At 64.8% G+C, this 17,526-nt stretch carries 22 protein-coding genes; 9 read left to right on the forward strand and 13 right to left on the reverse strand.

The genetic code is table 11. The features are described from left to right. Window positions 1–3: 3 nt before the first annotated feature. Together uvrC and RFM41_RS03815 are read right to left on the reverse strand one after the other, a co-directional pair. Complete coding sequence (uvrC, locus tag RFM41_RS03810) at window positions 4–2,088, reverse strand: excinuclease ABC subunit UvrC (RefSeq protein WP_320246851.1); 2,085 nt, start codon at window positions 2,086–2,088, stop codon at window positions 4–6. Beyond that, window positions 2,085–2,849: an SDR family oxidoreductase gene (locus RFM41_RS03815; RefSeq protein ID WP_320246849.1), complete on the reverse strand. Its 765-nt coding sequence runs from the start codon at window positions 2,847–2,849 to the stop codon at window positions 2,085–2,087. The genes uvrC and RFM41_RS03815 overlap by 4 nt, the downstream gene beginning before the upstream one ends. A gap of 410 nt (window positions 2,850–3,259) precedes the next feature. Here RFM41_RS03815 and RFM41_RS03820 point away from each other — a divergent pair, with 410 nt between their 5' ends. After that, window positions 3,260–3,913 (forward strand): outer membrane protein, encoded by a 654-nt coding sequence (locus RFM41_RS03820; RefSeq protein ID WP_320246848.1) that lies wholly within the window; start codon window positions 3,260–3,262, stop codon window positions 3,911–3,913. Window positions 3,914–3,993: 80 nt separating this feature from the next. Here RFM41_RS03820 and RFM41_RS03825 read toward each other — a convergent pair whose 3' ends face one another. The 5 genes from RFM41_RS03825 to RFM41_RS03845 form a co-directional block, all read right to left on the reverse strand. Beyond that, window positions 3,994–4,368 (reverse strand): TfoX/Sxy family protein, encoded by a 375-nt coding sequence (locus RFM41_RS03825; RefSeq protein ID WP_320246846.1) that lies wholly within the window; start codon window positions 4,366–4,368, stop codon window positions 3,994–3,996. Between the two features lie 221 nt (window positions 4,369–4,589). Beyond that, a complete protein-coding gene (locus tag RFM41_RS03830; protein WP_320246844.1) occupies window positions 4,590–5,186 on the reverse strand; it encodes a glutathione S-transferase in 597 nt (198 codons plus the stop codon). A 269-nt stretch (window positions 5,187–5,455) separates the two neighbouring features. After that, complete coding sequence (locus RFM41_RS03835) at window positions 5,456–5,821, reverse strand: hypothetical protein (RefSeq protein ID WP_320246843.1); 366 nt, start codon at window positions 5,819–5,821, stop codon at window positions 5,456–5,458. Window positions 5,822–6,213: 392 nt separating this feature from the next. Beyond that, window positions 6,214–6,387, reverse strand: a complete 174-nt coding sequence (locus tag RFM41_RS03840) for a DinB family protein (protein ID WP_320246842.1) — start codon at window positions 6,385–6,387, stop codon at window positions 6,214–6,216. A gap of 3 nt (window positions 6,388–6,390) precedes the next feature. Further along, the gene (locus tag RFM41_RS03845; protein WP_320246841.1) at window positions 6,391–6,753 is read right to left on the reverse strand and encodes a damage-inducible protein DinB; all 363 of its coding nucleotides are present in this window, start codon (window positions 6,751–6,753) and stop codon (window positions 6,391–6,393) included. A gap of 104 nt (window positions 6,754–6,857) precedes the next feature. Here RFM41_RS03845 and RFM41_RS03850 point away from each other — a divergent pair, with 104 nt between their 5' ends. The 3 genes from RFM41_RS03850 (at window position 6,858) to RFM41_RS03860 (ending at window position 9,229) form a co-directional block, all read left to right on the forward strand. Further along, window positions 6,858–7,451: a TetR/AcrR family transcriptional regulator gene (locus tag RFM41_RS03850; protein WP_320246967.1), complete on the forward strand. Its 594-nt coding sequence runs from the start codon at window positions 6,858–6,860 to the stop codon at window positions 7,449–7,451. Window positions 7,452–7,577: 126 nt separating this feature from the next. Beyond that, a complete protein-coding gene (locus RFM41_RS03855) occupies window positions 7,578–7,982 on the forward strand; it encodes a YciI family protein (protein ID WP_320246840.1) in 405 nt (134 codons plus the stop codon). Continuing rightward, window positions 7,979–9,229 carry an RNA polymerase sigma factor gene (locus RFM41_RS03860; protein ID WP_320246839.1) on the forward strand — a complete coding sequence of 417 codons (1,251 nt, stop codon included), beginning with the start codon at window positions 7,979–7,981 and terminating at the stop codon, window positions 9,227–9,229. Before RFM41_RS03855 ends, RFM41_RS03860 begins: the two co-directional genes overlap by 4 nt. 155 nt (window positions 9,230–9,384) lie before the next feature. On the opposite strand, the gene RFM41_RS03865 is transcribed toward RFM41_RS03860, so the two are convergent. The 3 genes from RFM41_RS03865 to RFM41_RS03875 all read right to left on the reverse strand — a co-directional run bounded on the left by RFM41_RS03865 (window position 9,385) and on the right by RFM41_RS03875 (window position 10,767). Continuing rightward, the gene (locus RFM41_RS03865) at window positions 9,385–9,837 is read right to left on the reverse strand and encodes a hypothetical protein (protein ID WP_320246838.1); all 453 of its coding nucleotides are present in this window, start codon (window positions 9,835–9,837) and stop codon (window positions 9,385–9,387) included. A 110-nt stretch (window positions 9,838–9,947) separates the two neighbouring features. Then, window positions 9,948–10,310, reverse strand: coding sequence for a DoxX family protein (locus RFM41_RS03870; protein ID WP_320246836.1), 363 nt, complete (start codon window positions 10,308–10,310; stop codon window positions 9,948–9,950). A gap of 34 nt (window positions 10,311–10,344) precedes the next feature. Next, window positions 10,345–10,767, reverse strand: a complete 423-nt coding sequence (locus RFM41_RS03875) for a VOC family protein (protein WP_320246835.1) — start codon at window positions 10,765–10,767, stop codon at window positions 10,345–10,347. A 16-nt stretch (window positions 10,768–10,783) separates the two neighbouring features. Between RFM41_RS03875 and RFM41_RS03880 the strand changes: the two genes are divergently transcribed. Further along, window positions 10,784–11,086: a helix-turn-helix domain-containing protein gene (locus RFM41_RS03880; RefSeq protein WP_320246833.1), complete on the forward strand. Its 303-nt coding sequence runs from the start codon at window positions 10,784–10,786 to the stop codon at window positions 11,084–11,086. 13 nt (window positions 11,087–11,099) lie between these two features. On the opposite strand, the gene RFM41_RS03885 is transcribed toward RFM41_RS03880, so the two are convergent. The 3 genes from RFM41_RS03885 to RFM41_RS03895 are packed head-to-tail and all read right to left on the reverse strand — an operon-like array spanning window position 11,100 to window position 13,294. After that, a complete protein-coding gene (locus tag RFM41_RS03885) occupies window positions 11,100–11,951 on the reverse strand; it encodes a 23S rRNA (adenine(2030)-N(6))-methyltransferase RlmJ (RefSeq protein ID WP_320246832.1) in 852 nt (283 codons plus the stop codon). Between the two features lie 40 nt (window positions 11,952–11,991). Then, entirely contained in the window at window positions 11,992–12,615 is a 624-nt protein-coding gene (locus RFM41_RS03890) for a hypothetical protein (protein ID WP_320246830.1), read from the reverse strand. A 19-nt stretch (window positions 12,616–12,634) separates the two neighbouring features. Further along, on the reverse strand, window positions 12,635–13,294 hold the full coding sequence (locus tag RFM41_RS03895) for a TetR/AcrR family transcriptional regulator (protein ID WP_320246828.1): 660 nt from the start codon (window positions 13,292–13,294) through the stop codon (window positions 12,635–12,637). Between the two features lie 84 nt (window positions 13,295–13,378). On the opposite strand from RFM41_RS03895, the gene RFM41_RS03900 reads away from it, so the two are divergent. From RFM41_RS03900 to RFM41_RS03915, 4 genes are all read left to right on the forward strand, one after another. Next, window positions 13,379–13,852: a carboxymuconolactone decarboxylase family protein gene (locus RFM41_RS03900; RefSeq protein WP_320246827.1), complete on the forward strand. Its 474-nt coding sequence runs from the start codon at window positions 13,379–13,381 to the stop codon at window positions 13,850–13,852. 239 nt (window positions 13,853–14,091) lie between these two features. Further along, the gene (locus tag RFM41_RS03905; protein WP_320246826.1) at window positions 14,092–15,009 is read left to right on the forward strand and encodes a lysylphosphatidylglycerol synthase domain-containing protein; all 918 of its coding nucleotides are present in this window, start codon (window positions 14,092–14,094) and stop codon (window positions 15,007–15,009) included. 5 nt (window positions 15,010–15,014) lie between these two features. Next, window positions 15,015–16,094 carry a glycosyltransferase family 2 protein gene (locus RFM41_RS03910; RefSeq protein ID WP_320246824.1) on the forward strand — a complete coding sequence of 360 codons (1,080 nt, stop codon included), beginning with the start codon at window positions 15,015–15,017 and terminating at the stop codon, window positions 16,092–16,094. 86 nt (window positions 16,095–16,180) lie between these two features. After that, window positions 16,181–17,359, forward strand: a complete 1,179-nt coding sequence (locus RFM41_RS03915; RefSeq protein WP_320246822.1) for an ATP-grasp domain-containing protein — start codon at window positions 16,181–16,183, stop codon at window positions 17,357–17,359. Window positions 17,360–17,526 lie beyond the last annotated feature (167 nt).

Genomic DNA, 17,526 nt, shown 5'->3' on the forward strand with positions numbered 1-17,526 from the left:
CCCTCAGCTCTCGTGGAAGTGATTGTAGACCAGCTTTGCGACATGCTCCGAAATGCCGTCGACCTTGACCAGGTCCTCGACCGCGGCGCGGCTGACCGCCTTGGCGGTGCCGAAGGCGAGCAGCAGGGCGCGCTTGCGGCCGGGGCCAATGCCGGCGATCTCGTCGAGCGGGCTTTTCACCATCTCCTTCTTGCGCCGAGCCCGGTGCGAGCCGATGGCGAAGCGGTGCACCTCGTCGCGCAGGCGCTGGACGAAATAGAGCACCGGATCGCGCACCGGCAACATGAAAGAGTCCCTGCCCTTGACGAAGAAGCGCTCGCGCCCGGCGTCGCGGTCCTGGCCCTTGGCGATGCCGATAGCGACGACGCGGTCCTCGACGCCGAGGTCGGCAAGGATCTGGCGCACCGCCGTCATCTGGCCCTGGCCGCCGTCGATCAGGATGACGTCGGGCCAGGCGGGGAAGCCGCCATTGCCGGCGACCAGATCCTCCTCGCCGGCGTCATCGTCCGCGGTCGCGCCGGGCTGCTCGTCGCCATGCTCCTTGAGCAGCCGCGAAAAGCGCCGCTGCATCACCTCGCGCATCATGCCGAAATCGTCGCCCGGCGTGATCTCGGTCGAGCGGATGTTGAATTTGCGGTACTGGTTCTTCACGAAACCTTCCGGGCCGGCGACGACCATGGCGCCGACCGCGTTGGTGCCCATGATGTGCGAGTTGTCGTAGACCTCGATGCGCACCGGCGGCTTCGCCAAGCCGAAGGTCTCGGCGAAGCCCGTCAGCAGCCGCGCCTGGGTCGAGGTCTCTGCCAGCCTGCGACCGAGCGCCTCGCGCGCGTTCTGCAGCGCGTGATCGGTCAGATCCTTCTTCTCGCCGCGCTGCGGCACCGAGATGGATATCTTGCGGCCGGCATGGGTCGAGAGCGCCTCGGCGAGCAGTTCCTGTTCCTGCGCAGTCTGTGACAGCAGCAGCGCGCGCGCCGGCAGCTTGTCGTCATAGAATTGCGCCAGGAACGAGCCCAGCACCTCGGCCGGCTCGAGCGCCGGATCGGCCTTGGGGAAATAGGCGCGGTTGCCCCAGTTCTGGCCGGTGCGGAAGAAAAACACCTGGATGCAGGTCTGGCCGCCTTCCTGGTGGATGGCGAAGACGTCGGCCTCCTCGACCGTCTGCGGGTTGATGCCCTGATGCGCCTGCACATGCGAGAGCGCCGCAAGCCGGTCGCGGTAGATGGCGGCGCGCTCGAAATCGAGCTCTTCGGAAGCCTGCTGCATGGCGGCCGAGATCTCGGTCTTCACCTTCTGGCTGCGGCCGGAGAGGAAATCCTTCGCTTCTTCGACCAGCTCGGCATAGCCCTCATGCGAGATCTCGCCGGTGCAGGGGCCGGCGCAGCGCTTGATCTGGTAGAGCAGGCAGGGCCGCGTGCGGTTCTCGTAGAAGGAGTTGGTGCAGCTTCTGAGCAGGAAGGCGCGCTGCAGCGAATTGATGGTGCGGCCGACCGCGCCGGCCGAGGCGAAGGGGCCGAAATAGTCGCCCTTGCGCGAGCGCGCGCCGCGATGCTTGTAGATGCCGGGCGAGACATGGTCTCCGGTCAACAGGATGTAGGGGAACGACTTGTCGTCCCGCATCAGCACGTTGAAGCGGGGCCTCAGCCGCTTGATGAGGTTGGCCTCGAGCAGCAGCGCCTCGATCTCGGTGCGGGTGACGACGAATTCCATCGTCGCCGTCTCGCGCACCATCCGGCCGATGCGGGCTGTGTGGAAGCGCCCCTGCGCATAGTTGGTGACGCGCTTCTTCAGGCTGCGCGCCTTGCCGACATAGAGCACGTCGCCGGCAGCATTCATCATGCGATAGACGCCGGGCTGGTTGGGCAGCCGCTTGACGAAGGTCTGGATCACCTCGGCGCCGACCATGCCGTCGGCGTCGCCGGCATGCGGCGTCCAGTCGATGGCCGTGAAGGCGACTTCGGGGCCGGTCGGGACCGACTCCGGTTCGACAATCTCCTCCGCCGCCTCGTCCTCGATGTCGAGATCGACATCGGGCGGCAGATCGTCGGCGGCGCCGTTTCGCTTATGTCTTTGGGCTGAGGGACTCATTCCACCATGCCTGTCACATCGGGCGTCTGCCACGCAAGATGCTGGCCGCCGTCTAGCGCGATCATCTGGCCTGTCACCGAGCGCGCCTGCCAGAGATAGCGGATCGTGGCGCCGAATTCGGACAATTGCGGGCCGCGCTTCAGGATCAGGCCTTCGACCTGCTTGCCGAAATCATCGTCGTCCTGGCGCTTGTTCTTCAGTGTCGGGCCGGGGCCAATGGCGTTGACGCGGATGCGTGGTCCGAGCGCCTGCGCCAGCATCTGGGTTTGCGTCCACAGCGCCGATTTCGACAGCGCATAGGAGAAATAGCGCGGCGTCGGTCGCCAGACGCGCTGATCGATCATGTTGACGATCAGCCCCTCCTGGCCTTCGCGCAAAGCGCGGGCAAAGGTCTGCGCCAAAAGCGCCGGCGTCTTCACGTGGATGGCGAAATGGCGGTCCCACGCCTGCCAGTCGAAATCTTCCACCCGGTCGTCGACGAACAAGGAAGCATTGTTGATCAGCAGCGTGACAGGGCCGAGCGCGGCCTCGGACCTGCCGACAAGATCGCCAACGGCGTTCATGTCCGTCAGGTCGGCGGCGACCACGGCGGCGCGGCCGCCCTCGCCGATGATCTTGCTCGCCAGCGCCTCGGCCTTGTCGCCGGAGCGATTGGCATGGATGGCGACGGCAAAGCCATTGGCGGCCAAATCCTCGACAATCGCCTTGCCGATCCGTCTTGCTCCACCCGTCACCAGCGCGACGGCAGCGGCTTCTTTCATGGTGTCAATCCTCAATCGGCTTCACGATTCCGGGAAGCCGGCACAATATGACGGGCCAAACGTTAAATGCCATTTCCACCTGGGGCAGGAATGTGGCGAAGCGGCCCGGACGCGCGTCTATCCCCGTGGATTCGGGGCGCTACATACAAGAATATATGTCGCTGGAGCCCTTGAACCAAGCGGTGTGCAGCGCAACATACTTAGCCTGCTGACATTCGCTGTTGCGAAGATGCAACGTCACCTTTCGGCCTCATTCGCGCCTGGGAATGACCCAAGTTCAGGTTCGCTTCAGCCGCATTTCAGCACGACATTTGGAACCGTTGAGCGCCAAGCCCGTTTATCCCCCCGGACGGGCCGGGGCGTTTCATGAACAAACAAGCCTAAGTGTCTTGTGGCTTAAGGAGTATATAATGAAGACCAATCTCAAATTCGCGCCGCTTGCCGCTGCGCTCGGGCTGTTCGCCTTTGGTGGTACCGCCTTTGCGGCCGACGTCGTTTCCGAAGAGCCGCCGGCTCCCGCCCCGGTTGCGGAGCTTCCGGTTGCTTCCTGGGCCGGCCCCTATGTCGGTCTTAGCGCCGGCTATGGCTTCGGCGGTCACGCCAAGCTGAAGGACCAGGGCACCAATATCGGCACCAAGGGTTTCGTCGGCGGCGTGTTCGGCGGCTACCAGTGGCAGCAGGAGAACTTCGTGTACGGTGCTGAAGCCGACCTCGGCTACAACGGTACCAAGGGCTCTTCGAACGGCTTCAGCGCCAAGTCGGGCCTCGAAGGCTCGCTGCGCGCTCGCCTCGGCTATGCCGTGACCCCCGAGATCCTGCTCTACGGCACGGGCGGTCTCGCGGCCAAGAACCAGAAGGTCACCGACGACGTTCTCGGGACCAGCGACAGCAAGGGCATGTTCGGCTGGACGGCCGGCGCCGGCACCGACATCAAGATCACGGACAACGTGTTCGGCCGCGTCGAGTACCGTTACACCGACTACGGCAGCAAGAACTTCGACAATGTCGGCAAGGTCAAAGCTTCCGACAACCGCGTCACCTTCGGCGTCGGTATGAAGTTCTAAGTCGTTAGAAGCCACGACACAGAAAAGCCGGGCCTTGCGCCCGGCTTTTTTTGTGCCTGGCGCTTGCTGTCCTTGTTGCCTCAAACGCGCTTTTTCGCGGATTTGACTTTCGGCGGCAGCGTCTCGACGAAGGCGAGCGCGAGAGCCAGCCAACCGGCGAGATCAGCTTCGCTCGCCGTGCCTTCCGGCGCGACATGGAGGTAGCCTTCCATCGAACGCCCGCCCATCTCCATCAGTCGCGCATGAGGACGAGCTACCGCCGCCGCATGCGCGTCCTTGCCGACGCGCACCAGAAGCCCACGCTTCGAGGTGCCGATCAGCATGTTGCCGTTGATCATGAAGCAGGTGCCGCCGAACATCTTCTGCTCGGTGAAGGCTCGTTGCCCGAGGGCAGCACGAAGGCGCGCGACCATCGGGTCGGGCGCGGCACTGGTTTGGGTGACTGACTTCGCCATGCTCACCACTCCCACTTGGGTGATGTCAGGCAAGCATGGAAGCAGGCGAGGTTCAAGCTCGCCAATCTCCCCCCTTGAGGGGGAGATGTCGCCGAAGGCGACAGAGGGGGTCGCCGCGCGTGAAGCGCCAAGGCCCTTTATGACGGCAGACGAGGTTGGCGTTCTACGTGAGACTGCCCTGCCGGGCATCTCCTCCTCAAGGGGGGGAGATCAGCTGTATCCTACCCCGGCACACTTGCCTTCAACTCCGGGAACTTCTCATCAAACCGCCCGGCCCAGCGCACGAGCCGGCCGCGGCCCTTCTCCCATTGGCCGGAAAAGCGCAGCGCGAGATAGCCGAGGGTTGCGCGTAGCGCCATGTGGCCGGCCGTGATCTTCTTCGGCAGCTTCGGCGGGTTGGCGTTGATGAGGTCGAGCGCGGTGGCGATCTTCGTCCATTGCCGGTCGAGCCAGGGCTGATAGACCATCGCCTCGGGCCGCGTGCGGCGCTCATAGACCATCGACAGCGCGCAGTCGCAGATGCCGTCGGCCAGCGCCTCGAGAACCTCCGCATCGAGCCGCTTGTCGGGATTGCGCGGGAACAGCGCGTTCTTCGACAGCCGGTTGAGATGCTGGGTGATGGCGCGACTGTCATAAATCGAGCGGCCGTCCTCCAGCACCAGCACCGGGATCTTGCCGAGCGGATTGGATGAGATCAGCTCGGCGGGCTTGTCCTCCGTCTTCACTGGCACGAGGTCGATGGAGATGCCGGCATAGGCGGCCGCCATGCGGACCTTCGAACTGTAGGGAGACGTGGAAGCGTAGAGCAGTTTCGGCATGATCGGGTTCCCAGTTGTTTTGCCGCACTGTTGACCGATCAGGGTCCGAAGGGCAACGGCCAGCAGGCCGATCCGGATTAGCCAATGCTTTTGCCGGCGCAGGCGCGCCAATAAAAAAGCTCCCGGAAGTTTTGCTCGCAGCAAAATTTCCGAGAGCTTTAGGAGGAGCGTTCGCTCCGGCTTCGCTCGCTCTGACACCGAATTGGCGAGAGGGATGCCCAGATGGCACCCGCCCTCACCTCTTGCGGTTCGCGAGCAAAGCTACGCGATTACTTCTTGGCGGCCGGCTTCTTCGCCGGAGCTGCCTTCTTCACAGCGGCCGGCGCCTTGGCGGCGGCGGCCTTCAGCGGAGCCTTGGCGGCGGGCTTGGCCGCGGCCTTCGCTGCCGGCTTCTTGGCGGCGGCGGGCTTGGCTGCTGCCTTGGCGGCGGGCTTGGCTGCTGCCTTGGCGGCCGGCTTGGCCGCTGCCTTTGCGGCAGGCTTTGCCGCCGGCTTGGCTGCTGCCTTGGCCGGAGCCTTGGCGGCTGCCTTCGGCGCCGCTGCCTTCTTCACTGCTGCAGGTTTCGCGGCAGCCTTAGCTGCCGGCTTCTTTGCCGGCGCTTTCGCCGCCGGCGCCTTGGTTGTCGTCTTTGCCATGCGATGCCCCTTGCGTTTTGCCAATGGTCGTGAGTGACCCGGCGTGTCTATGCATATCTGACTCGCGACTGTCTAGCCAGCGAAGCAACACAATGATTTTCAGTTATTGAATTTTGGTTACAGGAAACGCATCCCATTGAAAAATTGTGAGCGAATCTGTCACTTTCTAAGTGACGGCTCACCGGACAGATTTTCGCATGGCTTCTATCGCCTGATCATCCATCGGCCAACAGCATAACCTTATATCGGAATGTGAGCGCAATGCTCACAATAGAGAATGAGCAGCCGAACGCCCGCTTTATCTTGTCCAGCAAAAACATCTACAGATGAAACGGGCCCGTGTCCGGACAAAAGCTTACTGTGCAAAAAGTGAGCTTTGGGCTCACATTCATTCACTGCCCCCAGACCTCCGTGAGCTCACGCTCGCGCTGCAGGCGGCGCGCCGGCTCGGAGCGATGCAGATGGACGGCGTAGGTGTCCCAGGGCGGCGAGACCGCGATCCCGGCCAGCATGCGGCCGATCTCGCCGCGATGGTAGCTGCCGTGCAGGACGACATGGGTCAGCATCTCCTACCTTGTCATGCGGCCCTTGTCGCCGTCGGTGAAGGTGAAGGCAACCGGGTCGTCAAGCTCTTGCTCCGCAACGGTTTCGAGATAGTCCAGATACCATCGGTCGACCTCGGCCAAGGCGGCGCCCAGAGCAACCGGCTCGGGCGTCTCCTCGGTGTTGTCGCTCGCATAGCCATGGGCAACGCCCTTCAGGTGCGCGGCAAATATCCGCGACACGATATGGATATGGTTCATCAGGTGGATCGCAGCGTGACGTGCCCCGGCTTCGCTTGACGGATCCAGCCCTGCAAGCTTCTCCACGAGCTCGTCATTCGCCCAGGCCTGATAGGCAAGCATACCCCTCAGCAAGGTCTTGCCACTCATCTTTGCGGCCCCATTTGCGTTGGTGAAATGAATGTGAGTATCCTGTTTATATTCTCGGGAGACGGGCCTGCATGTCTACTCGCATTGCAAAGCCGGCCGCACGCATGCGCAAGCAGCCGCGCCAGGCACGTTCGATCGCCACCGTCGAGGCGATCATCGAAGCCGGTGCTCAGGTTCTGAGCGAGCTCGGCTGGGCGGGCTTTTCCACCAACAAGGTGGCGGAAGCCGCAGGCGTCAGCATCGGCTCGCTCTATCAATATTTTCCCGACAAGCTCGCGCTGGTCGAAGCGATCCGGCGCCGTCACTTCGACCATGTGCTGTCGGTGATTCGTGAAGCGGCGGCAGATGAGAAGCCGCTGAGGCAATTCGCGCGCGAGCTGGTGCGCGGCATGATCGGCGCGCACTCGGTCCATCCGACGCTGCACCAGGTGCTGCTCGACGAGGCGCCCGGCGACCGCGGCTCACGCGCCGCGCATGCTTCGTTCCAGGCGCGCTATCTTGAACATTACGCGGCGGCCGTCGCGCAATACCGCAAGCGCCGCAAGGATACCGAGACGATGGCGCGCGTGCTCTCCTCGGCGGTCGAAGGCGTGATCCATAATGCGGCGCGCCGCAACATGCTCGACGCGCCGGAATTGCAGAGGCAGCTCGGCGAGCTGATCTGTGCCTATCTGTCCGGGCAAGGCGTGCGGGTGTAACGACGGCGATGTCTCGTGGTCGACACGGGGCCCAGGATCGATCGACCTAATTTTTGCACTGTTGTCGATTCCGCCGATCCTCGTTCGTCGTAGGATCGAAGCAACCCAATCGAAAGGAAGATACCGATGCGCTTCATGATGCTGATGATCCCCGGCGGCTATGCGACCGCGGCTCCCGACGTGATGCCGAGCGCCGAGGCGGTGGAGGCGATGATGAAATACAATGAGGAGCTCAAGCGGGCCGGCGTGCTGCTTGCGCTCGACGGGCTGCATCCGCCGTCCTCGGGCGCGCGGGTTTCCTTCAAGGGCGGCAAGCCGACCGTCACCGACGGTCCCTTCGCGGAGGTCAAGGAAGTGCTCGGCGGCTACTGGATGATCGACGTACGTTCGCGCGAGGAGGCCATCGAGTGGGCCCGCCGCTGCCCCGCCGGGGAGAATGACGTCATCGAGGTCCGCCGCGTTCAGGAGCTGAGCGATTTTCCCGAGGATGTCCAGAAGGCGGCCGAAGGTTTCAGCGGGCTGAAGAGTTGACCGCAGCCGCAACCATCGAAGCGGTCTGGCGGATCGAGCAACCAAGGCTCGCCGCCAGGCTCACACGCTATCTGCGCGATTTCGGGCTGGCCGAGGAGGTTGTGCAGGATGCATTCCTGACGGCGCTGGAGCGCTGGCCCCGGGATGGCATCCCGCATAACCCGACCGCCTGGCTGGCGCGGGTCGCCACCAACAGGGCGCTCGACCGGCTGCGCCGAACGGTTATGCTCGACGGCAAGCACCGCGAGCTGGCGATCGATCTTGCCGAACTGGAGCGCCAGATGCCCGACATCGAGGCCGCGCTCGATGAGGATATTGACGACGATCTATTGCGGCTGATCTTCACCTCTTGTCATCCGGTGCTGCCGGCCGAGCAGCGCGCGGCACTTGCCTTGCGCATGCTCGGCGGATTGTCGACGGCGGAGATCGCGCGCGCCTTCCTGGTGCCGGAGGCCACGGTTGCGCAGCGGATCGTGCGCGCCAAGCGGACATTGCGTGATGCCGGCATCGCCTTCGAGACACCGCGCGGGCAAGAGCGGCGCGAGCGCCTCGGCGCCGTGCTGGAGGTGATCTATCTGATCTTCAACGAAGGCTATGTCGCTTCCTCCGGACCGGACTGGCTGCGCGCAGATCTCGGCAACGAGGCGATGCGCCTCGGCCGCTTGCTGGTAGCGCTGATGCCGGAGCAACCGGAGGCGATCGGACTGCTGTCGCTGATGGAACTCAGCGCCTCGCGCTTCGGCACCCGCACCGACGGAGCGGGCAATCCGATCCTGCTGCTCGACCAGGACCGCGGCCGTTGGGACTGGTCGCTGATCCGGCGCGGCCTCGACGGGCTGAAACGCGCGATGGCGCTCACGCCGTCGCCCGGCCCCTATCAGTTGCAGACGATGATCGCGGCCTGCCATGCCCGCGCGGTCAGCGCGGCAGACACCGACTGGATCGCCATTGCCGCCTACTACCAGGCGCTCGCGCTGGCGGCCCCCTCGCCGATCGTCGAGATCAATCGTGCGGTCGCGGTCGGCATGGCGTTCGGCCCGGCGCAAGGACTGGCCATCGCCGATGCGTTGCGGGACGAGCCGCGGCTCAAGGATACCCATCTCTTGCCCACGGTGCGCGGCGACCTTCTGGCCAGGCTCGGACGGATGGAGGAGGCCCGCGCGGAGTTTCGCCGCGCCGCCGAGCTGACCGGCAATGCGCGGGAGCGTGCGCTGCTGCTGGCGCGGGCTGGCTCGAACTTGAGCTAGGAGTTTGAATGCCGGGGGGTGTCGAGATTCAGGTCAGGCCGAGTCGAGAATGACGGTGTCCGAGAACCGGAGCGGAGCGTACTTAAAGTACGTGAGCACCGGAAGCGCAGGACGCCGCCATTCGCAAGCCGGCATCACCTGAATATCGGCACCCCCTACCGCAGCACGCGGCAGCGGCCGTTGTAGACCAGCCAGCGGTCGAAGCCCGACACGCAGAATTCGACGTTGTCGCCGATCGAGGCAAAGCCCTGGCCTTCCTCGATCAGGTAGAAGATCGAGCGGTCGCGGCCATCCGACAGGTTGACGGTGGCGCGGCAATAGTGACGGCCGATCGGCCATTCGTCGCTTGACGGCTCATAACGGTGCTGGCGGATGTTGCGGAAGTCGGTGATCGCGACCTGCGGCAGATGCGGCACGTGATGCACCTGATAGGAGAAGCGGTCGGTGATCTTGTTCAGGACCCAGGCCTCACCGCAGACGCTGCCATCGTCACCGCTGTAGACGGAAAGATCGGCGGCCTGCGCCACCTGGGTGAAGCCCAGCGGAGCGGCGAAGGGAGTGGACAGCGCAACCAGTGCGGCAAGGGCGGAATGGGCGAAGCGAGTCATGACAGCCTCTCAAGGTCGACTGCACGCACTGTGCGGATTCGCTTGGCAGCGGTCAAGCGGTTGCGAAAACAATGGTTTCCGCAAACTTCGTTCCAGAGACCACCGGCCAATCAAAGGCAGCCGGCAAGCAGCAGCCCGCCGATGACGGCGATGTTGATCAGAAACGCATTGCGCAGCACCTGTCGCTCCGGCTCCTCGCTGGCCCAGAAACGCAGCAGCATGAGGTTCGTCGCCAGCGTGAAAACGACCAGCGCACCGGCGGCGAAGGGCCGGGCCATGCCGACAGCAAGCAGGAAACCCGCAATGATCTCGACCGCCGAACCGGCAGCCAGCATCAAGGCCGGGGCCGGGAATTTCTGCGCGGCCAGATAGCCGCGCATCGCCCCGAATTTCAGGAAATGCTCGATGCCGGCGAAGACGAACACGCCACCGATGAGGAGAGCGCCAAGCGCTTGAACGATTTGAACGGGCATGGCCGCCTCCTCTCGATGATATGCGTCGCTCCGCTCAGTCCTCGGGGACGAACGCCGGGTTGTAGACGACCTCCCACAGGTGATCATCGGGATCCTGGAAGTAGCCGGCATAGCCGCCCCAGAAGGTCTTTTGCGCCGGCTTTGCGACGCGCGCGCCGGCCTTGACGGCCTCGGCCATCACGGCGTCGACCTCGGCCTCGCTGCCGACATTGTGGCCGATGGTGAGCTCGGTCGGGCTGCGGCCGCTTTGCGGCACGGTGGCATCCCAGGCGATGCTGGCGCGCTCGTAGATGGCGAATTTCAGGCCGCCGGCGAGCTCGAAGAAGGCGACGGCGCCATGCTCGAATTCACGGCCGATGATGCCCTCGGTCGGCAGGCCGAGGCCCTCGCGATAGAATTTGAGTGAGGCTTCCAGATCGTCGACGCCGAGCGTCAGTACGGTGATGCGAGCTTTCATTTCTCTCGACCCGCAGATGGATCAGGCCTTCGACGTCATCGACAAAGGTTTGCCGCCGGAGACACCGCTGGTTCCGTTCCTGCAACGCCAGCTGCATATGAGCGAGCGGACGCTGCGCCGACGTTTCGAGGACGCTTTCGGCTATGGACCGAAGACGCTTGACCGCATCCTGCGCTTCCATCGGTATCGGCGCCTGCAGCGACAGCAGGGCGATAGTTCGACCGCGCTGCTCGCCATCGAGGCCGGCTATGCCGACCAGGCACATCTGATCCGCGAAAGCCGGCGGCTGACCGGTGTGACGCCTACGGCGCTGGCTTAGGCGGCGCGGCGCCCTACTCGCCCGCCAGCCACTCGAGCGACCAGCGCGACGGTTGCCGGAGGGCGAGCGCCTTGTGCAGCGCCGGCAGCATGAGCCGCAATTCGCCTTCCAGCGTGTAAGGCGGATTGACCACGATCAGCCCGCTACCGTCGAGGCTGGGCTCGTCCGAGGCGGGCCGTATCTCGAAGGCGATGTCGAGCAGCTTCGGAATACCCGTCTCCTTCAGCGCCGATCGGAAGGCGGTGACCGCCTTGCGGTCCTTGATCGGATACCAGAGCGCATAGATGCCGCCCGGCCAGCGCCGGCGCGCCTTGCGAAGCCCTTCGACGAGCCGGGAGAACTCGCCCTCCTCCTCGAAAGGCGGATCGATGAGGACGAGGCCGCGCTTTTCCTTCGGCGGCAATTGCGCGCCGAGCGCCAGCCAGCCGTCGAGCTCGATCACCCTTGCTTGGAAATCGCCGGCGAAGACCGATTTCAGCCGCGCGGCGTCCTCGGGGTGCAGCTCGATCGCCGTCAGCCGGTCCTGGTTGCGCAGGAGATGGCGCACGATCAGCGGCGAGCCGGGATAGTGCTCTAGGCGGCCGCCGTCGGGATTTTGCGCGCGCACGGCTTCCAGATAGGGCTGAAGCAGCGCCGCCGCTTGCGGCTCGAGCGTCGCCTCCGTGAGCCGGCCGATGCCGCCCTGCCACTCGCCGGTCTTGCCGGCCTCGACGGAAGCAAGATCGTAGCGGCCGATACCGGCATGGGTGTCGATGACGCGAAAAGCCTTGTCCTTCTGCTTGAGATATTCGACGAGGCGCGCGAGCACGGCATGCTTGACGACATCGGCGAAATTGCCGGCATGGTAGGCGTGGCGATAGTTCATGCGCGTCTACCTCTAAAGCGCGTAATCACACTTTTCGGCATCATGCTCGTGGCGAACCGTTGCGGCCCCAGCGCGGCGGCGGCTGCGAAATGGGATTTTGCGGACGGCCGCCGTCGCGGCGGCCGAAGAGCAGCGACAGCGCCAGTCCGGCAAGGCCGACGCCCATCAGCGTATAGCCGGCCGGCCGCGCGCGTTCGTCGATCGAGCCGGTGCCGGCGCGCAGGATGAGATCGACCGCGCGCATGTCGATGCCGTCGGCATCGCCGGGGCCAACGGTGAAGACGTAAGGACTGGGCGTGACCCTATCGATGACACCGGCCTCGTCGCGAAAGATCTTGTCGGGCAGTTGCGGGCTGGCCTGGCGCGGATTGTCGGTGTGGTTGAAGGAGAGCGCCGCGGCCAGCGCCGTGCGGCCGTTGCTCGCGGTCAGCGTCAGCACCGTGCGCTGCTGGCCCGCGACCCGTTCGCCCCGCGCGGTCAAGTCGACCAGCACCCTCACCGGGGCGTCGCTTGCGGCGAGCTGCACGGTGACCGGCTGGAAGCGGCCGCCCTCATAGACGCGGTAGGTGCCGATCGCATGGCCGGAAAAATTGCTCATCGCCCAGGGATAGAAGATGCCGATGGCGGCACCGGCGATGAGGAGAAGGACGGAAAGGAAGCGCATTCAAAGGCGAGCCTTGCAACTATTTTTCATTTGCACCGTCTCGGATACGCTCCATTTCGTCCAGCAGCATTTCCAGGCCGATATCGAAGGTCTTGTCGAATTCCGCCGTGCCGAAAAAGCGGCCGGCGGCGGCGATGTTGGGAAAGTCCCGGCCAAGCTGTTCGTCGCTGACTGTCGTGACGGCCGACGGACCTTTGGCATAGCCCAGAGTCTCGTCCAGGACCGCGCCACTCAGATAGTAACCAACGACGCGGAATAGCCTGGCGGCCATCTCCCGATCAAATCCGCCGTCGTTGAACAGACCGATGACACGATCCAGATAGCCAAGGCAGGCAGGTGAATTCATACGGTAGGTCAGGAAATACGCAGCGAAAGCTGGATGCGCGCGTCCGACCCGGCGGTAATCCAGCACTGCCATGCGCATCCTCTGCCGCCATGGCAGTTCCGGATCCGGCATCTCAAGCGAACCGAAGAGACGGTCGACCAGCGCCTCGTAGAGATGCGCCTGCGAGGGAAAGTGATGGTAGATGCTCATCGCCTCGCAGCCGAGCCTTGCGGCGAGCTTGCGCATCGAAAAGCCGGACAGCCCTTCCCGCTCGATCACCTCGAAGGCGGCATCCTCAATCATCTCGCGGGAGAGTTTTCCGCGGGCTGGCTTTTTTTTGCTCGATGCATCCATGGCTGCGCTTGACAACTTACACTGTAAGGTTCATCTTCCACATACCTTACATCGTAAGGCTAACAAAAACCAGAGGAGAACATCATGTCAGTCATTCGCATCGTCTCAACCGTGCATTCCTGCCTTCGTTCCGCCTCGCTCATCGCCGCCGCGGGCGTGTTTGCCACCGTGCTGGGGTCCGCGCCTGCCCGGGCCGACGATTACGACGCCGCCCTCAAGGACATCCAGTCGACGATGGGCGGCGTGCCGAGCTTCGTCAAACAATTCCCGAAAGCCGGTCTGCCCGGCGCCTGGGCCGAGGTCAAGACCATCGAGCTCAGCGACAAGACGGCGCTGACGCCGAAGGAGAAGTCGCTGATCTCGCTGGCAGTCGCGGCGCAGATCCCCTGCAGCTACTGCATCTGGTCGGACACGCAGAACGCCAAGCACGCCGGAGCGACCGACGAGGAGATCCAGGAAGCCGTCGCCATGGCGGCGCTGACGCGCCACTGGAGCACCATCTTCAACGGCATGCAGGTCGATTTCGACCAGTTCAAGAAAGACATGGGCGGAGAGTAACGCCTATCCCGGCAAAGCGGGCGGGCGCGACGTCCGCCTGCTTTTTCGCCGTCCCGATCGAGGCTCCAACCAAGCTTGTGGATTCGCCGCCGCCGCTGCTCTATAGGAACAGCGCCTTGTTAAAGCCGGCACGGGTCCGATATCGGGACCAGCCGGCCGGGCCGACATTCGAGAGGTGCCCCTTTGCTGGCCCTCGGATAGCGCTTCCGCCTCGACCGGGCGGCCCATTGGAGACCTGATTGAAGCGAGCGATATCGATAGTCGTCACCCTGGCGCTGCTGGCATGGCTTGCCAGCGACTCCCGCTGGAAGATGGTGGGCGATGCCTTCGCCTCCATCAAGCCCGGCGCTTTCGTGGCGGTCGCGGCGGCGCTGTTCGTCACCTATGTGCTCCGGGCGCTGCGCGTCTGCGACGAGTTCCGCGACGATGTGAGCGGCCGCTTCGGCGCCGTGCTGCGCGTCATCCTGATCCACAATGCGATGATCAACGTCGTGCCGTTCCGCGGCGGCGAAACGGCTTTCCCGATCCTGTTGCGCCAGGTGTTCGGCGTATCGGTCGTGCGCGCCAGCGCTTCGCTTCTGTGGTTCAGGCTGCAGGACGCCTTCGTCGTCGGCGTGCTGGCCTGCCTCGTCTGGCCAGGCCTGCATCCGGCGCTGAGGGCAGCCGGCATCGCGGCGCTGATCGCCGCCGCATGGTACCTGCCGCGCTGGGCGCGCGCGCCGCACGACTGGGCGGCCGGCGGCAGGATCGTCTCGAAACTCGGCAAACTGCGCGACATTTTCACCGAGGCGACGGGACGCTCGCGCTATGGCTGGTGGTGGACGATCGCCAACTGGGCGCTGAAGCTCGGCGTGCAAGGCTGGCTGCTCGCCATGCTGCTTAACACCTCGTTCCAGACCGCCTTTCCGGGCGCCGTTGGCGCTGAAGCCGCCGCCATCCTGCCGGTGCAAGGCGTCGCCGGCTTCGGCACCTATGAGGCGGGCGCCGCCGCGGCGCTGCTTTATTCCGGCATCGCCATGAAGGATGGCCTCCAGGCGGCGCTGGCGCTGCATCTCTTCATCCTTTGCTCGGCGGTCGCAACCGGTGCGATCGCCTGGCTGTTCCCCTCGAAATCGACGCTGCCGCAAACCCCGGCGGCGGGACCGGCAAGGAAATGACCGCCATGAACGTGCTTCCCATCCCCGCATCGGGATTGCCCGAGGGCGCCGTCATGCCCGAGCACAAGCTCTCCATCGTCATCCCGATGTACAACGAGGCCGACAATGTCGAGCCGCTGCTTGTCCGCATCCATCAGGCGATGGAGAACTACAGCCAGCCCTGGGAAGTGGTGCTGGTGGACGACGGCAGCACCGACGCCACGCCCGCCGAGATCCGCCGGCTGGCGGCTCAATACGGGCCGCATGTGCATGGCGTGGAGTTGGTGCGCAACTACAAGCAGACCGCCGCCATGCAGGCCGGGCTCGACGCCGCGCGCGGCGACGTCATCGCGACGCTCGACGGCGATCTGCAGAACGACCCGTTCGACATTCCGCGCATGGTCTACCGCCTGCTGACCGAGGATCTCGACCTCGTCGCCGGCTGGCGCAAGGACCGCAAGGAGGGTTTCTGGCTGCGCCGCCTGCCCTCGCGCATCGCCAACAGGCTGATCGCGCGCGTCACCGGCGTGCAGCTCAAGGACTATGGCTGCAGCCTGAAAGTGTTCCGCGGCAGCGTCATCCGCAGCGTGCGGCTCTATGGCGAGATGCATCGCTTCATCCCGGCGTGGCTCGCGACCGTGACGACGCCGCGCCGCATCGCCCAAGAGGTGGTGACGCATCACGCCCGCATCCACGGCCAGTCCAAATACGGCATCTCGCGCACCTTCCGCGTGGTGCTGGACCTCGTCTTCATGTTCTTCTTCTTGCGCTACCGAACGCGGCCCGGCCATTTCTTCGGCGGCATCGGCATCGTGCTCGGCGTGCTCGGCTCGCTGATCCTGGCCTATCTGTTCGCGATCAAGGTTTTCTGGGGGCAGGATATCGGCACGAGGCCGATGCTGATCACCGGCTTCTTCCTGGTGATCGCCGGGCTGCAGGCGGTGACGTCGGGCGTGCTCGCCGAAATGCTGTCGCGTGTCTATCTCGAGGCCAACGGCGCGCTCGCCTATGTGGCGCGGCCGCAGCCCGCGCATGGCGAGGGCGACGGCTGGCATTGGCCGAGCAAGCCGGCGGCAGTTGAAAAGCCGAAGATGCGCCGGAAGTGATCGGGCAGGCTGGCCGGTATTGGCCGCATTGCCAATCGCATTGATTTCGCGCAACGGTCCTCGCGAGGAACGACCGCGAATGAGCGATGCCGGGGGCTGACGGATCCATCCTGATTACATCCATCCTGATCACGGGGGCACGCGCGCCGGTGGCGCTGCATCTGGCGCGCCTTCTTCATGGCGCCGGGCATAGGATGATCCTGGCCGACACGCCGTCGCGGCCAATCGCTGCGGCGAGCAAGGCCTGCGCGCGCTATCACCGGCTCCCGCCGCCGCGCTTCGAGCCGCAGGCCTATGCGGATGCTGTGGAGGCGTTGATCCGGGCCGAAGGCATCAGCCTCGTCATCCCGACCTGCGAGGAAGTCTTCCACCTTGCGCTTGTCTGGCACGGTCGGACCATGCCGGCGCTTTTGTTCGCACCCGATATCGGGTTGCTGGCGAAGGTTCACAACAAGCACAGCTTCATCCGGTTGGCTGAACAGATTGGCCTGGCGGTGCCGGAGACCGCGCTTCTCAATTCCCCCGATGATCTGGAGGCGGTGCGAGGCCGTTCCCGCGAGCTGGTGTTCAAGCCGGTCTGGTCGCGCTTTGCCAGCCACGTGCTGCTGCGTCCGACGCCGCAAGCGCTCGATGCCGTTGCGCCCTCGCCCGCCATGCCGTGGGTGGCGCAGCGTTTCATCGAGGGCGAGGAAATCAGCGCCTATGCGGTGGCGCGCGGAGGCAGGCTTAAGGCGCTGGCGCTCTACCGTCCGCTCTACCGCGCCGGCAAGGGCGCCGGCATCTTCTTCGAGCGGGTCGAGGACGATGCCGCGCGCGAGCTGGTCGAGCGCGTCGTTGCAGGCACGACCTGGACCGGGCAGATCTCCTTCGACCTGATGCGCGAGCCGGGCGGCCGCGTGCTGCCGCTCGAATGCAATCCGCGCGCCGTCAGCGGCCTGCATTTCTTCCGCGATCCGGCGCATTTCGTGGATGCCGTGCTCGACGACGGCCCGGAAGTCGCGCCCGACGTCAGCGCGCCGCAAACGGTGCGGCTCGCGATGTGGATCTACGGCTTGCCGGCGGCGCTGCGTTTAGGCGGGCTCGCCCGCTTTCGCAAGGCGATGCGCGAAAGCGAGGAGTTGCTCGATTGGCCTGGCGATTCAGCGCCGGTAAAGGCGCAATGGCCGGCGCTGGCGGAGATCGCCAGGGTGGCGTTGCGCCAGCGGATCAGCCTGCAGTCGGCTTCGACGCGCGACATCGAATGGAACGGGCCTGGATCGGGCTAGTCGTGCATATTGTAGACGCTGGCGGGACAGCGCCCCCCTCTGTCCTGCCGGACATCTCCCCCACTCGGGGGGAGATTGGCAGTTTCGGCGCCTCGCTCATCTTGTAACGTCGGTGATTGGCGAAAGCCGGCGCGACGTCTGATCTCCCCCCTTGTGGGGGAGATGTC

Source organism: Mesorhizobium vachelliae (assembly GCF_033977325.1).
In the GTDB taxonomy this organism is placed as follows: domain Bacteria; phylum Pseudomonadota; class Alphaproteobacteria; order Rhizobiales; family Rhizobiaceae; genus Mesorhizobium; species Mesorhizobium vachelliae.